At 65.0% G+C, this 13,380-nt stretch carries 11 protein-coding genes and 1 pseudogene; 5 read left to right on the top strand and 7 right to left on the bottom strand.

Going from position 1 to position 13,380, the window contains the following annotated elements; genetic code table 11:
* The 6 genes from ACK5L9_RS07190 to ACK5L9_RS07215 form a co-directional block, all read right to left on the bottom strand.
* Positions 1-1,574: acyl-CoA dehydrogenase family protein (locus tag ACK5L9_RS07190; RefSeq protein WP_416910787.1), on the bottom strand; the 1,574-nt coding region annotated here is incomplete at its 3' end.
* Between the two features lie 7 nt (positions 1,575-1,581).
* A complete protein-coding gene (locus ACK5L9_RS07195) occupies positions 1,582-2,463 on the bottom strand; it encodes an HpcH/HpaI aldolase/citrate lyase family protein (RefSeq protein ID WP_416910788.1) in 882 nt (293 codons plus the stop codon).
* A gap of 33 nt (positions 2,464-2,496) precedes the next feature.
* Positions 2,497-3,147 carry a 3-oxoacid CoA-transferase subunit B gene (locus ACK5L9_RS07200; RefSeq protein ID WP_416910789.1) on the bottom strand — a complete coding sequence of 217 codons (651 nt, stop codon included), beginning with the start codon at positions 3,145-3,147 and terminating at the stop codon, positions 2,497-2,499.
* A complete protein-coding gene (locus tag ACK5L9_RS07205; protein WP_416910790.1) occupies positions 3,144-3,809 on the bottom strand; it encodes a 3-oxoacid CoA-transferase subunit A in 666 nt (221 codons plus the stop codon). The genes ACK5L9_RS07200 and ACK5L9_RS07205 overlap by 4 nt, the downstream gene beginning before the upstream one ends.
* Positions 3,810-3,832: 23 nt before the next feature.
* On the bottom strand, positions 3,833-5,770 hold the full coding sequence (locus tag ACK5L9_RS07210) for a TRAP transporter permease (RefSeq protein WP_416910791.1): 1,938 nt from the start codon (positions 5,768-5,770) through the stop codon (positions 3,833-3,835).
* A 67-nt stretch (positions 5,771-5,837) separates the two neighbouring features.
* Positions 5,838-6,968 (bottom strand): TAXI family TRAP transporter solute-binding subunit, encoded by a 1,131-nt coding sequence (locus tag ACK5L9_RS07215; RefSeq protein WP_416910792.1) that lies wholly within the window; start codon positions 6,966-6,968, stop codon positions 5,838-5,840.
* Positions 6,969-7,148: 180 nt separating this feature from the next.
* Between ACK5L9_RS07215 and ACK5L9_RS07220 the strand changes: the two genes are divergently transcribed.
* A complete protein-coding gene (locus ACK5L9_RS07220) occupies positions 7,149-8,075 on the top strand; it encodes a LysR family transcriptional regulator (RefSeq protein ID WP_416910793.1) in 927 nt (308 codons plus the stop codon).
* 195 nt (positions 8,076-8,270) lie between these two features.
* Positions 8,271-8,945, top strand: coding sequence for an IS1 family transposase (locus tag ACK5L9_RS07225; protein ID WP_416910794.1), 675 nt, complete (start codon positions 8,271-8,273; stop codon positions 8,943-8,945).
* Between the two features lie 42 nt (positions 8,946-8,987).
* On the opposite strand, the gene ACK5L9_RS07230 is transcribed toward ACK5L9_RS07225, so the two are convergent.
* Entirely contained in the window at positions 8,988-10,844 is a 1,857-nt protein-coding gene (locus tag ACK5L9_RS07230) for an ABC-F family ATP-binding cassette domain-containing protein (protein WP_416910795.1), read from the bottom strand.
* A 159-nt stretch (positions 10,845-11,003) separates the two neighbouring features.
* Between ACK5L9_RS07230 and leuC the strand changes: the two genes are divergently transcribed.
* The 3 genes and pseudogenes from leuC to ACK5L9_RS07245 form a co-directional block, all read left to right on the top strand.
* Positions 11,004-12,410 carry a 3-isopropylmalate dehydratase large subunit gene (gene leuC, locus ACK5L9_RS07235; protein ID WP_416910796.1) on the top strand — a complete coding sequence of 469 codons (1,407 nt, stop codon included), beginning with the start codon at positions 11,004-11,006 and terminating at the stop codon, positions 12,408-12,410.
* Between the two features lie 167 nt (positions 12,411-12,577).
* Positions 12,578-13,225, top strand: coding sequence for a 50S ribosomal protein L25/general stress protein Ctc (locus tag ACK5L9_RS07240; protein WP_416910797.1), 648 nt, complete (start codon positions 12,578-12,580; stop codon positions 13,223-13,225).
* A gap of 57 nt (positions 13,226-13,282) precedes the next feature.
* Positions 13,283-13,380 (top strand): annotated as a pseudogene (locus tag ACK5L9_RS07245) (aminoacyl-tRNA hydrolase); the annotation flags it as partial.

Below are 13,380 nucleotides of genomic sequence, written 5' to 3' on the forward strand. Positions count from 1 at the left end.
CCCTCGGACGCAAGGAAAACCGCCGAGGCCAGATTGTAAACCGCACTGGCGGCGCGGCGGGTTTCGCCGATTGCGGTCGGGCCGTCCTGACCCGAGACTGCGCCCACAAGCCCGCCCACCCGGTCAAGCACCTGGCCAAGCGGTTCGGCAAGCGCGGCATCGATCCCGGACAGGCAATCGCGCAGATACGCGCGCAGTGCATCAAAGGCACCCTCGCGCCGGGCTGCGCGCATGACGTCAAGCGCCACGATATTGCTTGTCCCCTCCCAGATAGATCCCAGATGCGCGTCGCGCAGCACCCGCGCGTCGGACCATTCCTCAATATAGCCGCAGCCGCCGCGCACCTCCATCGCGTCCCCGGCCACCTTGCGGGCATCGCGGCAGGCGCGGAACTTGATCAGCGGCGTCAGGATGCGCAGCACCCGCGCCATCTCTGCATCGCCCCGGTCGGCCGCGTCCAGAACCGCTGCGGTCTGGAACACCATGCTTCGGGCCTGTTCGGATGCGACCAGCATCTTGGCCAGTTGCCGCCGCATCAGCGGCATCGCGATCAGCGGTTTGCCGAATGCCTGCCTGTGTCGCGACACATGCAGCGCCTCAGAGACCGACCGCCGCATCAAACCGGCGCTGCGCACGCCATTGGCAAGCCGCGACATGTTGATCATGTCGGTCATCTGACGGAAACCCTGACCGGCATCGCCCACCAGATAGGCTTCGGCCCCTTCCAGAACGATCTCGCCCGAGGCCATCGACCGCGTTCCCATCTTGTCCTTCAGGCGAACGATGCGATAGTTGTTAAGGCTGCCATCCGGCAGGCAGCGCGGCAGCAGGAACAGTGACAGGCCCGCCGTTCCCGCCCCCCCACCTTCGGGCCGGGCCAGCACCATCGCAAGGGCCGCGTCGGGGTTGGAACAGAACCATTTGTCGCCGTACAGCCTCCAGCTGCCATCTTGCTGACGGCGGGCGACAGTTTCGACCGCGCCGACATCAGAGCCTGCGGCCTGTTCGGTCATGAACATTGCGCCCTGAAACAGGCTGTCCATGTCCTGACTGGTCAGCCGGTCAAGATAGCGCGAAACCAGATCGTTGGAACCGAACTTGCGCAGCGTTCGCGTCAGCGAGTCGGTCATGCTGAGCGGGCAGCAGAGGCCAAATTCGGCTTGTACGAACAGATAGACCAGCGCGTATTTCGCCATCGGGTGCAGCTTGTCGGGCTGGCCGAACACGCCGCCCCGGTGCGACATGGCCGCAAGGCCGAATTCCCCGAAGGCGTATCGTTCAAGCTCGTGATAGGCGGGGTGCTTTTCGACGCGCTGACAGGCCGCGCCGGTCCGGTCGCGCAGGGAAAGCACGGGCGGGTTCCTGTCAGCGGCAAGCGCAAGCTGTTCCAGCCGGTCGCCGACCAGCGCGCCCATGCGGTCAAGCTGCTGCTCAAGTACCGGGCGCAGATCCGGGGGCAGGTAAAGGGACAGCAGCGCCGCAAAGGCCGGGTCCGCGCGAAAGGCGTTCATCCCCCTGCTGTCAGGGACATTGCGGCTGCCCGTATCTGGCGCGATCTGGTCTTGCAGTGTCATGTCATCCTCACTTTCCCGATGGAAGCCGGGGCGCGGTCGCGCAACTGTTCATTCCGGCATGGCTTTGTGGCAAGCGCGCCTTGCCACGCAGCAAAAGGCGTCTGGCCCGCGCCGCCACCGGCGATTGCTGCAACGCGCCTTCGGCCTCGGGCAGGGCTGCACCTTCGGCTTTCAGCGCGTTGCGCACCCAGTCCAGATCGGGCGGCGGGACGGCAAAACCGGCGCGGGCCGGGGCAAGCTGTGCGGCGTGGATCAGGCATTTGCCGCCGAAACCCAGCTCGCTGGCATGCATCGCGTCATCCCGGATGGCGGCCTCGTCCTCGACCGAGACCGTGACCCCATCCAGAGGCGCGGGACGCCCTGCCAGCCGCGCTGCCTGCACGATGCGGCTGCGCAGGGGCAGCAAGGCAAGGCGGGTATGGGCGCAGCCCAGATCCTCGGACAGGTCCAACGAGCCGAAGGCCAGCCGGTCCGCCGCCCTTGCGATCTCATCCACATGCGAAAGGCCGCGCACGGTTTCGATCAGCGCGACGATCTTTTGCTGACGGCCCAGCAGGGCACGCAGCGCTGCGATCTGTTCGGCGCTTTCGCTTTTGGGCAGAAAGATGCCATCGACCGCAGCCACGCGCGCAAAGGCGACATCGTCGCGGTGCCACCGCGTGCCGGTGCCGTTCACGCGCAGGAAAATCCGCACTGTGGATTCGCGGGGAAGCGCGCTTTCGGGAATCCGCCGCACCGCCGCTTTGCTGTCGGGCGCGACCGAATCTTCGAAATCAACGACCAGCGTGTCGGTGCCTGCCATGCAGGCCGGGGCGAAAAGATCAGGACGCTCGGCAGACAGGAAAAGCGGAAAGCTGAGCGTCTCGTCAGGGATACTGCTCGTGGTCATGCGCACCTTCGGGTTGGGGCCTTGCCGCTGTCGTCAGGTCAGGATCCGGGCCTGGGTCACGGACTGCACGTCCTCAAGGCTGTTGCCGGGCGCAAGTTCGACCAGCCGAAAGCCCCGCGTCGTCACGTCAAGCACGGCCAGATCGGTATAGACGCGGCTGACGACCCCAAGACCCGTCAGCGGATAGGTGCAGCGGGTCAGCAGCTTGGGGCTGCCGTCGCGGTTGACATGGCCCATCATCACCAGAATGCGCGGCACCCCGGCCACCAGATCCATCGCGCCGCCGACCGCGGGCGGAAATTTCTCGTCCAGCGTTGCCCAGTTTGCCAGATCGCCGTTCTCGGCCACCTGATAGGCCCCCAGCACGGCAATATCGATATGCCCGCCGCGCATCATTGCGAAGCTGTCCGCATGTTCGAAATAGGCGGCTCCGGGCAAGGCGGTGACGCAGCGCTTGCTGGCGTCGATCAGTTCGGGATCCTCGTCACCCTCGGGCGGTACCGGACCGACGCCCAGAATGCCATTCTCGGAATGATAGATCACTTCGCGCCCTTCGGGCACATGGGCCGAAACATGGGTCGGCTTGCCGATCCCCAGATTGACATAGGCGCCATCGGGAATGTCCTGCGCCACCCGCGCCGCAAGTTGCGCGTCGGTCAGTCGGTTCAGGTTCAGAACGGTCATGGCCGCACCCCGTATTCCACCACGGTTTCGACAAAGATGCCCGGTGTCACGACCCGTTCCGGGTCAAGCGAGCCGGAAGTCAGGTGCCGGACCTCGGCCACCGCGTGACGGGCGGCCATCGCCATCACCGGGTTGAAGTTGCGCGCCGTGGCGTGAAAGCAAAGATTGCCCCACCTGTCGCCGCTTTCTGCGCGCAGCAGGGCGAAATCGGCGTGCAGCGGCGTTTCGAACACGTAACCGCGCCCGTCGATCATGCGGGTTTCCTTGCCCTCGGCCAGCAGCGTTCCGTATCCGGTCGGGGTGAAAAAGCCGCCCAACCCCGCCCCGGCGGCGCGCAGGCGTTCGGCCAGCGTGCCCTGCGGCACGACTTCAAGCTGGACCTCGCCCGCCTCATAGCGTTTCTCGAACCAGATCGAGCCGGGCGAGCGCGGATAGGAACAGATGACCCTTGCCACACGCCCGGCCTTCAGCAGTCTGGCGATGCCGGTCTCGCCCGCCCCGGCATTATTCGAGATCACGGTAAGCCCGGTTGCCCCATGGTCCAGCAGCGCATCGATCAACCCGAAGGGAATGCCGGACGAGCCAAAACCCCCGATCATCACCGAGGCCCCGTCGGTGATCGGGGCGACGGCGGTTTTCAGATCCGGCACTCTTTTGTCCATCTGGATGTCTCCTGACGTTCGGATCACGTCTTGACGGTGTTGCGGCGGCGGCCAAGGCCAAGGTTCAGGGCGATGACCGCAACCAGCACTGCGGCACCCACAAGGCTTGTGGTCAGTTCCGGGAACAGGATCAGCACGCCGCCCGCGGCAAAGGCAATCCGGCTGGCGATGCCGACCGTGCCGACGCCATAGATCCATGCCTCGAAGGCCGAGGTGATTGCCCAGATTGCCACAAGGGTCAGCACGACACGTTCGAGGATCTGCAACCATGTCCCGTTCATGATCAGCGCCGGATCATAGACGAAGATGAATGGCAGCACGAACAGCGGCATGCCAAGGCGCATGGCATGAAACCCGGTCTGCATCGGTTTCGACCCCGCGACATTGGCCGCCGTGATCGCAGCCAGTGCGACCGGAGGCGTGATATAGGACAGCATGCCCCAGTAAAGGATGAACAGGTGGCTGGCGATCGGGTTCAGCCCTGCCTGCACCAGCGCGGGTGCCAGCAGGATCGACAGGAAGATATAGCAGGCCGTCACCGTCATGCCCATGCCCAGGACAAAGCTGGTCACGGCCCCGGCAACCAGCATCAGCGCCGTGTTGCCGCCCGCATACAACAGCAATTCGCGCGAGAACGCGCCCGCGACGCCCGTATAGGACAGGCCGCCAACCACAAGGCCGATTCCGGCCAGCACCGCGACAAGGCTGGCGATGTTCACGGAAATGTCCTGCAACAGGGCCTTTGCCCGGTCCAGTGTCAGGCGGGTGTCCTTGTTGAAGGCGGTCGCCGCCAGCATTACCACCGATGCGTAATAGGGCGAGCGCGCCTCCATCCGCAGTCCCATCAGCACAAAGATCAGCACGGCCAGGCTGAGAAGATAGGGCCAGCCCGATTTCAGCACCGGCCACACCGCCGGCAGCTCGCTGCGCTCCAATCCTTGCAGGCCGCGCCGGGCGGCGTACATATCCACCTGCAACAGCAACGCGACATAAAACAGCAGCGCGGGAATGATCGCGGCGATGACGATGCTGGAATATTGCACCCCCAGAAACGAGGCCATCACAAAGGCCACGGTGCCCATCACCGGCGGCATCAGCGTCGCACCGGTCGAGGCGCAGGCTTCAACCGCTGCCGCATAGTGGGCCGGATAGCCCACGCGCCGCATCGTCGGTATCGAGAACGGCCCCGAGGTCAGGATGTTCGAGATCACGCTGCCCGACAGCGAACCCAGGATGCCCGAGCCCATCACCGCCACCTTGGCGGGTCCGCCCCGGCTGTGCCCCAGCAGTGCCGAGGCCAGTTCCATGAAGAAATCGCTGCCCTTCGTCGCGACCAGAACCGCGCCGAAGATGACAAAGCCGATCACCAGTTCGGCGACGACCTGCATGGGAATGCCGATGATCGCTTCTACCCCCAGCACATGCGCGCGAACCGTGCCGATCAGCGAATATTCCGTGCCCCACAGAAATCCGGGCATGTAATCGGCGTAAAGCGGATAGGATCCGAACAGCAGCGCCGTCGCCAGCAGGATCGTTCCGCCCGCGCGGCGCACGCCTTCAAGCACCAGCACGATCAGCACCGAGGCCATCAGATCGGCCATCGGCGGCGCGTCGTATTCCCAGCCCTTCTGGATAATGTCCAGCCCGTGCGCCCCAAGCCACCCGGCGCTGACCAGCGCCGCGACGGCAAGAATCGGATCCAGCCAGGCCAGCCGCTGCGGGTGCATCGTGCTGGCGGGCAGGGTCAGAAAGGCAAGGGCCAGGAAAATGCCGATCAGATAGTAAAGATAGGCACTTCCCAATGGCTGAAACCCGAACAGGTTCAGCAGGAATTGCTGGTTGATCGCCAGCACGACGCCCAGTGCCCCCAGTGCCATGACGACGATGCGGATGGCCGCGTTGCCGTGGACGGGGGGCGGTGCGGCGGCGGGTGCCGCGTCAAGGGTCTTGTCAGAATCCATGGTCTTTTCCCGGTCAGGCAACAGATGTTCCGGCGCTGACCGCGCCGGAAGAACGCGGTGATCCGGTTCAGTTCAGACCGGCGATGACCTCGGCGCGGCGGGTCATCCATGCCTCGGCGAATGCTTCGTCGGACAGACCGTCATTCTGTGCCTTGAACTCATCCCATGCGGTCATCAGCGCGTCCAGACGGGCGATCCGCTTCTGGTTCCAGGCCTCATCGTCTTCGGTCCAGATGCCCTTTTCCTTCAGATAGCGGACCGCGCCCTCGTGGAAAGGAACGTCGATGGCAGGCTTGCCCGCCATGTCCAGCGTCCAGCGCGTCATGGTCGCCGTACCGTCCTTGTACAGGTCATAGCTTTCATCCAGCGCCTTGATGAAGGCATAGACCTCGTCCGGCGTCTTGTCGGCGGTCGTGGTGATCACCGGATAGCGATAGGCAGCCATCTTGGCGATTTCGCCTTCCGGCAGACCGGCGGCGACATCCTCATCGGACGGCCCCATGATCGGCAGCACCTTCAGCAGACCCTCCCAGCCGGCCGCGTTATCGGCCTCAAGCGGGGCATAGTGGATGCCTCTCGGGCTTTCCGCCAGTTCGTAAAGCTGGCTGGTCGTGGGCGTGGTGCAGGTCGCGTCGGATTCGTTGCGCGTCATCGATGACATGGCCGCCGCATAGGTCGGGAAAGTCACCACCTCGACATCGTCAAGCGTCAGCCCGCCAAAGGCCAGAATCGCCTCGCATTTCACGTTGACCGAGGGGTTTCCGGCGACAAAGGCGATGCGCTTTCCCCGCGCGTCCTCGACCCTGTCGATACCGGCATCCCCCGCTGTGATCAGCGTGATACCGGCAGGACGGCCCGCGATGGCACGCAGATCGCGCGGCCCCCATTCGGGCACGGCGAAATCATAGGCACCTTCGGACAGAAAAAACGCCTCGGTCGCGAGGAACGCATAGTCGGCGCGGCCCTGCAACAACGGCTGCAACCGGCCGATGCCGCTGCCGGACGGCTGGATCCGGACGCGGGTGCCGAATTTCTTGCCAAATGCGTCGGCGATGGCCGAAGCCTCGGCATAGCCTGCCGACCCCACGTCATAGGACGTCCAGATCATGGTTTTCGGCAAATCCTGCGCCGAGACACCATGCACGCCCAGTGCCATGAGGCCGCAGAATGCAGCCCCGAGCTTGAATCCCGTATTCATATATTCCTCCCGGTTGATCGAAAAACCTGGGCAAGCCGTCCCTCCTGTGGCTTGTGTCCCCCAGATGTCGCTGACATGTCTTGCGGATTTGATCCGTTTCCCCCGTTGATCGACCTTGGCGAACTGGAACCTATGATTCAAATGCATTATGCACATAACAGACATGCCTATGAGACATGAATGGACTTTCGCCAGTTACGCAACTTCATCCAGGTGGTCGAGCTGCACAGCATCACCGCCGCGGCCGAGCATTTGAACATCGCCCAGCCTGCGCTCAGCCGTCAGGTAAAGGCGCTTGAGGACGAGCTTGGCGTGCCGCTGCTGCGCCGCCATGGGCGGGGTGTGATGCCCACGGAAGAGGGGATCCGGCTGGCCCGACGCGCCAGGGTCATCCTTGAGGATGTCGAGGACATGGCCGGGGACATATCCGGCAACCGCGCGCCGCTGTCGGGCACCGTGACGCTTGGCCTGCCGCCCACTGTGTCCGAAATCCTTGCCACCCATCTGATCCGGCGCAGTATGGAGGTGTTTCCGGATGTGAAGCTGCGGGTTATCTCGGGGTTCAGCGGGCATGTGCAGGACTGGTTGTTGCGTGGAAAGATTGATCTGGGGGTTGCCTATGAGGGACAGAAATCGCCATCTATCAAGTCACAACCCATTATCATAGAACAGCTTTTCCTGATTCAATCCGCTGCGGCGACTGCTGTGCGCGACGGCGTGCCGATCCCACTGCATGACGCGTTCGGGCAGCCGCTGATCCTGCCCAATCCGGAACACGGGCTGCGAGGCCGTATCGACGCCATTTCGCTGGAAGAGCGGATTGACCTGAACGTCGTGCTTGAAATCGACATCTTGCCGACCATGCTTGCCTTTGTCGAAAGCGGACTGGGCAGCACCATCCTGCCGCTTGTCAGCGTGATCAACCAGATCCGCGGCGGTCGGTTGATCGCGCGCCCCATCGTCCGGCGCGCCATCGACCGCACCCTGATCCTGATGACGCCGCTAAACCGGCCCGGTTCTCGCCTGACAAGCCGTTTTGCCAGCTTCCTGACCGCCGAGGTTCACGCGCTGGTTGCGGCAGGCGAGTGGCCGGGCACGACATTATAGCTGACGGAAGCCGATTTGATCATCAAATTGGCGCAGCATCAGCGTAAAATCAAATGGTTATAGCCTGACAATATAGTCAGAATAAAGTCGTCAGGCTATATAGGCCACGAATCCAGACCACGCAGGCTTTGCTAATTTTATAGCCTTTCCTGCGGGTTTCCGCTATGCTCTGCGTCAAAAAGATGAGGCAGAGAGATGCAGTGTCCGAAATGTCATTCGCCAGACCGGCGCAAGGCCGGGTTCATCGGTGGTAAGCAACGCTGGCTGTGCAAGGGATGCGGCTGCAAATATACGCGCAGCACGCCACACGGAAAGCCGCCGGAAATGAAGCGGCTTGCGTTGCAGCTCTACCTAGAGGGCATGGGGTTCCGGGCGATCGGGCGCGTCCTCAAGGTCTCGAACGTGACCGTGCTCATGTGGATCCGGACTTTCGGCGAGGAGGTCAAGCGCGCCCGCAAGCCCGGGCCGCCGCCGAAGATCGCCATGATCGATGAGATGCGATTTCATTCACGCCCAAAAAGCACCTGCCGGCTCTGGATATCGCTGCGCTATTTCAGCGGACGCATCCTCGGCGTTCATCTGGGCGGCCGTGGAGCCGAAGACCTGAAGGATTTCCTCAAGGTCTTCCCTGAGGCGAAGGGCAAGATCACCTTCACGGATGACTACGCCTCCTGTGCCGCCGTCTTGCCGCAGGGCGCGCATTTCACCGGCAAGTCACTCACGCAAAAGCTGGAGAGCCTCAACGCCAATGTCCGCCACCGCCTTGCTCGCTTCGCTCGACGCGCCAGATGCACGACAAAACGCCCGCGCATGGCCTATCTCTCCGCACGGCTCTTCATGCGAGACCATAATGAAAGGCTAATAGGTTAGCAAAGCCTTACAGATAGGAGCCTCCGGAAATCCCGGAGCGGTTCAAACCGCCGCCTCCAGCCGCTCCAACGCAGTTTCCCAGAGCGCCTCGGCGCGAGCGAGGCCGCGCGAGATCTCGTCGCGTTTTCGCGACAACTCCTCGAACCTGGCCGGGTCCTCGGCGGTGTAAAGTCCAGGGTCGGCCAGGAGAGCGTCCACCTGGGCCCGCATTTCCTCCAGCTTCTCGATCCGCGCCTCGCAGGCGGCCGCCTCCGCCTTTAGCGGCGCGAGGTCGCGACGCCTCTCCGCGTTGGTCCGGCGCGCGGAGGGGGCCTTCGGCCGCGCCGGCTCGCCGCCACCCCGCTCCGACAGCAACAGCCGGCGGTAATCCTCCATGTCGCCATCGAAACCGCGCGCCGCGCCGTCGCGCACCAGCCAGAGCCGATCGGCGACCGCCTCGACCAGGAACGGATCGTGGCTGATCAGGATCACCGCTCCGGGGTAATCGTTCAACGCCAGCGCCAGCGCCTCGCGGCTCTCCATGTCGAGATGGTTGGTCGGCTCGTCGAGGATCAACAGATTCGGCGCGTCGAGCGCCATCAGGCACATCAGCAGCCGCGCCTTCTGCCCGCCCGACAGCCTCTCGACCGGCGTATCGGCGATGTCGGCGCCGACGCCCGCCGCGGCCAGCCGCGCGCGGAGCCGGGCCGGCGGCTCCTCCGGCTTCAGGCGAGCGACATGCCGAATCGGACTCTCCCCCGCGACCAAATCGTCAAGTTGATGCTGGGCGAAGAAACCGACCTTCATTTTCGGGCTGGCGGCGCGGCTTCCGCTCATGGGCGCGAGCCGCCCCGCGATCAGCTTGGCCAGCGTCGACTTGCCCTGCCCGTTCGCGCCCAGCAGCGCGATCCGGTCGTCGGGATCGATCCGCAGCGACAACTCCCTCAGGATCGTCCGGTCGCCATAACCCACGCTCGCCCGCTCCAGCGCCAGCAGCGGCGGCGCCAGTTCGACCGGCGCGAGGAAACGAAAAGGCGCCACCGGCCCCTGCTCATGGGTTTCGATCGGTTGCAACCGCTCCAGCATCTTGATGCGGCTCTGCGCCTGCCGAGCCTTGCTCGCCTTGGCCCGGAAGCGGTCGACGAAGGACTGGATATGCGCACGCTCGGCCTTGCGCTTTTCGGCCGCGGCGGCCAGATGCGCCGCCTTTTCCCGGCGCATCCGATCGAACTCGTCAAAGGGCGCGTTGACGAAGTCGAGCTTGCGCCGCTCCATCGACAAGGTCGAATCGACCGCCCGGTTGAGCAGGCCGCGATCATGGCTGATCACGATCATCGTCGCCGGATAGCGGGCGAGATAGCTCTCCAGCCAGGTGACGCCCTCCAGATCGAGATAGTTTGTCGGCTCGTCGAGCAGCAGCAGATCCGGCGCCGCGAACAGCGCGCCGGCGAGCGCGACCCGCATCCGCCAGCCGCCCGAGAACTCCGCGCAGGCGCGCCGTTGCGCCGATTCGTCGAAGCCGAGCCCGGCGAGAATGGTCGCCGCCCGCGCCTCGGCGGAATGCGCGCCGATATCGGCGAGTCGGGTCTGGATTTCGGCGATCCGGGTCGGATCGGTCGCGGACTCGGCCTCCTCCAGCAGGGCCGCGCGCTCGCGATCGGCGGCCAGCACCACGTCGAGCAGGCTCTCCGGCCCGCCAGGCGCCTCCTGCGCGACGCCGCCGATTCGCGCGCCGGGGCGAACGAGGACGTCGCCGGAATCGGGCGTGTAAGCGCCCTCGATCAGCCGGAACAGGGTCGACTTCCCGACTCCGTTGCGCCCCACCAACCCCACGCGCGCGCCTTTCGGCACATGCGCGGAGGCGGATTCGAACAGCGGCTTGCCCGCCAGCGAGAAACTCATGTCGCGGATCGTCAGCATGAACGCTAAATGCCGCGCCCGCGCGCCCGACAGAAGGCGCCGGAAGAAAAAAAGTCGCCGAACCGGGCCTCCGCGGCCGCTTCGGCGACCGAGAGCGACTTGCGGTCCGGCGGACAGGGCGTCAAAAAAGCGCGTTTACGCTTCTGCCAGGAGAGACACATGTCCGCCCCACGCACCCTCTACGACAAGATCTGGGACGACCACGTCGTGCACGAGGCCGAGGACGGAACCTGCCTGCTTTATATCGACCTGCATCTCGTTCACGAGGTGACCAGCCCGCAGGCCTTCGAGGGACTGCGCATGACCGGCCGCAAGCTGCGCCGGCCCGAAGCGACCGTGGCCGTGCCGGACCACAACGTGCCGACATCCGCCGACCGGCTGGTCGAGATCAAGGACGAGGACAGCCGCGTCCAGGTCGAGGCGTTGCGCAAGAACGCGGCGGATTTCGGCGTCGAATTGTTCGACGTCGACGACATCCGCCAGGGCATCGTCCATATCATCGGGCCGGAACAGGGGCTGACCCAGCCCGGCATGACCGTCGTGTGCGGCGACAGCCACACCGCCACCCATGGCGCCTTCGGCGGGCTGGCGCACGGCATCGGCACCTCCGAGGTCGAGCATGTGCTCGCCACCCAGACGCTGGTGCAGAAGAAATCCAAGAACATGAAGGTCCAGGTCGACGGCGCCCTGCCCCCCGGCGTCACCGCCAAGGACATCACGCTGAGCATCATCGGCGAGACCGGCACCGCCGGCGGCACCGGCCATGTCATCGAATATTGCGGCGAGGCGATTCGCGCGCTGTCGATGGAAGGCCGCATGACCGTCTGCAACATGGCCATCGAGGGCGGCGCCCGCGCCGGGTTGATCGCGCCCGACGACGTCACCTTCGACTATCTGCGCGGTCGCCCGCGCGCGCCCAAGGGCGCGACCTGGGAGATGGCCGTCGACGCCTGGCGCAAGCTCTATACCGACGATGACGCCCATTTCGACAAGGTGGTGTCGCTCGTCGCCGGCAAGATCGCGCCGGTCGTCACCTGGGGCACCAGCCCCGAGGACGTGCTGCCGATCACCGGAGAAGTGCCCGACCCGGCCTCGTTCGAGCCGCAAAAGCAGGCCGCCGCGCGGCGATCTCTGGAATATATGGGCCTGACGGCGGGGCAGAAGCTCTCCGACATCGAGATCGACGCGGTGTTCATCGGTTCCTGCACCAACGGCCGCATCGAGGATCTGCGCGAGGTCGCCCGGATCATGAAGGGCCGCAAGGTCAAGTCCGGGCTGCTGGCGATGATCGTGCCCGGTTCCGGCCTCGTGCGCGCGCAGGCGGAAGAGGAGGGCATCGCCCAGCAACTGATCGAGGCCGGCTTCGACTGGCGCTTCGCCGGCTGCTCGATGTGCCTGGGCATGAACCCCGACCAGCTTTCGGCGGGACAGCGCTGCGCCTCGACCACGAACCGCAATTTCGAGGGCCGGCAAGGCCGCGGCGCCCGCAACCATCTGATGAGCCCGGCCATGGCCGCGGCGGCGGCGATCACCGGCCGGCTGACGGATGTGCGGGAACTGGGCTGAGGACGCGTCCAGAGACGGCGGTTCCCCGCCGGCTCCTTGCTGTAACCACCCGGGGCGAGGCGACGATTCCCGCCGCCTCGCTTTCCTTTTCGGCGAAAGCGGCGTATACGCCGCGCCTTCGGCGGACCTGTCGTTCGCCGAACCAGCGACGGAAAAGGATGAAAGTCATGGCGAAAACATTGCCAATGCTTGAGGCCGTGTCGCGCGAGGGGGTCGGCAAGGGCGCCGCCCGGACCACGCGCCGAGACGGTCTCGTGCCCGCGGTGATCTACGGCGGCAAGGACGCCCCGCAGCACATCGGCATCAAGTTCAACGAATTCCTGAAGGTCCTGAAGAAGGGCCAGTTCAAGTCGACTCTCTACAACGTGAAGGTCGACGGCAAGGACACCCGCGTGATCTGCCGCGACGTGCAGCGCGACGTGGTCCGCGACGTCCCGATCCACGCGGACTTCCTGCGCCTGACCGAGAAGTCGCGGATCAACCTGTTCATTCCGGTTCACTTCGTGAACGAGGAGGAGTGCCCCGGCCTGCGCAAGGGCGGCGTGCTGACCGTCGTGCGGCATGAGGTCGAACTGAAAGTGCTCGCGGGCGCGATTCCGGATCACCTGGAGGTCGACCTGACCGGGCTGGAGATCGGCGACACGATCTCGATCTCGAAGATCACCCTGCCCAAGGGCGTCACCACCGTGATCCAGGGCCGCGACTTCGCCATCGCCACCCTCGCCGCGCCGTCCAAGCTCCTCTCCGAGGACGAGGAGACCGCCGAGGGCGAAGAGGCCGAGGGCGGCGAAGAGACGTCCGGCGACGCCGAATAAGAAAAACAGCCGCGCCGCCCCGGCGGCGCGGCCCCGCGCGAAACCGGGGAACATGCGATGAAGCTGTTGGTCGGCCTAGGCAATCCCGGCTCGCGCTACGATTTCACCCGACACAATATCGGCTGGCTGGCGCTCGACGCGATCGCCGACGCGCA

Source organism: Paracoccus sp. (in: a-proteobacteria) (assembly GCF_047973135.1).
In the GTDB taxonomy this organism is placed as follows: Bacteria; Pseudomonadota; Alphaproteobacteria; order Rhodobacterales; family Rhodobacteraceae; genus Paracoccus.

Bases quoted from the DNA above. Each gene is read 5' to 3' on its own strand.
- ACK5L9_RS07195 (WP_416910788.1), bottom strand. From the start codon at position 2,463: ATGACCACGAGCAGTATCCCTGACGAGACGCTCAGCTTTCCGCTTTTC.
- ACK5L9_RS07200 (WP_416910789.1), bottom strand. From the start codon at position 3,147: ATGACCGTTCTGAACCTGAACCGACTGACCGACGCGCAACTTGCGGCG.
- ACK5L9_RS07205 (WP_416910790.1), bottom strand. From the start codon at position 3,809: ATGGACAAAAGAGTGCCGGATCTGAAAACCGCCGTCGCCCCGATCACC.
- ACK5L9_RS07210 (WP_416910791.1), bottom strand. From the start codon at position 5,770: ATGGATTCTGACAAGACCCTTGACGCGGCACCCGCCGCCGCACCGCCC.
- ACK5L9_RS07215 (WP_416910792.1), bottom strand. From the start codon at position 6,968: ATGAATACGGGATTCAAGCTCGGGGCTGCATTCTGCGGCCTCATGGCA.
- ACK5L9_RS07220 (WP_416910793.1), top strand. From the start codon at position 7,149: ATGGACTTTCGCCAGTTACGCAACTTCATCCAGGTGGTCGAGCTGCAC.
- ACK5L9_RS07225 (WP_416910794.1), top strand. From the start codon at position 8,271: ATGCAGTGTCCGAAATGTCATTCGCCAGACCGGCGCAAGGCCGGGTTC.
- ACK5L9_RS07230 (WP_416910795.1), bottom strand. From the start codon at position 10,844: ATGCTGACGATCCGCGACATGAGTTTCTCGCTGGCGGGCAAGCCGCTG.
- leuC (WP_416910796.1), top strand. From the start codon at position 11,004: ATGTCCGCCCCACGCACCCTCTACGACAAGATCTGGGACGACCACGTC.
- ACK5L9_RS07240 (WP_416910797.1), top strand. From the start codon at position 12,578: ATGGCGAAAACATTGCCAATGCTTGAGGCCGTGTCGCGCGAGGGGGTC.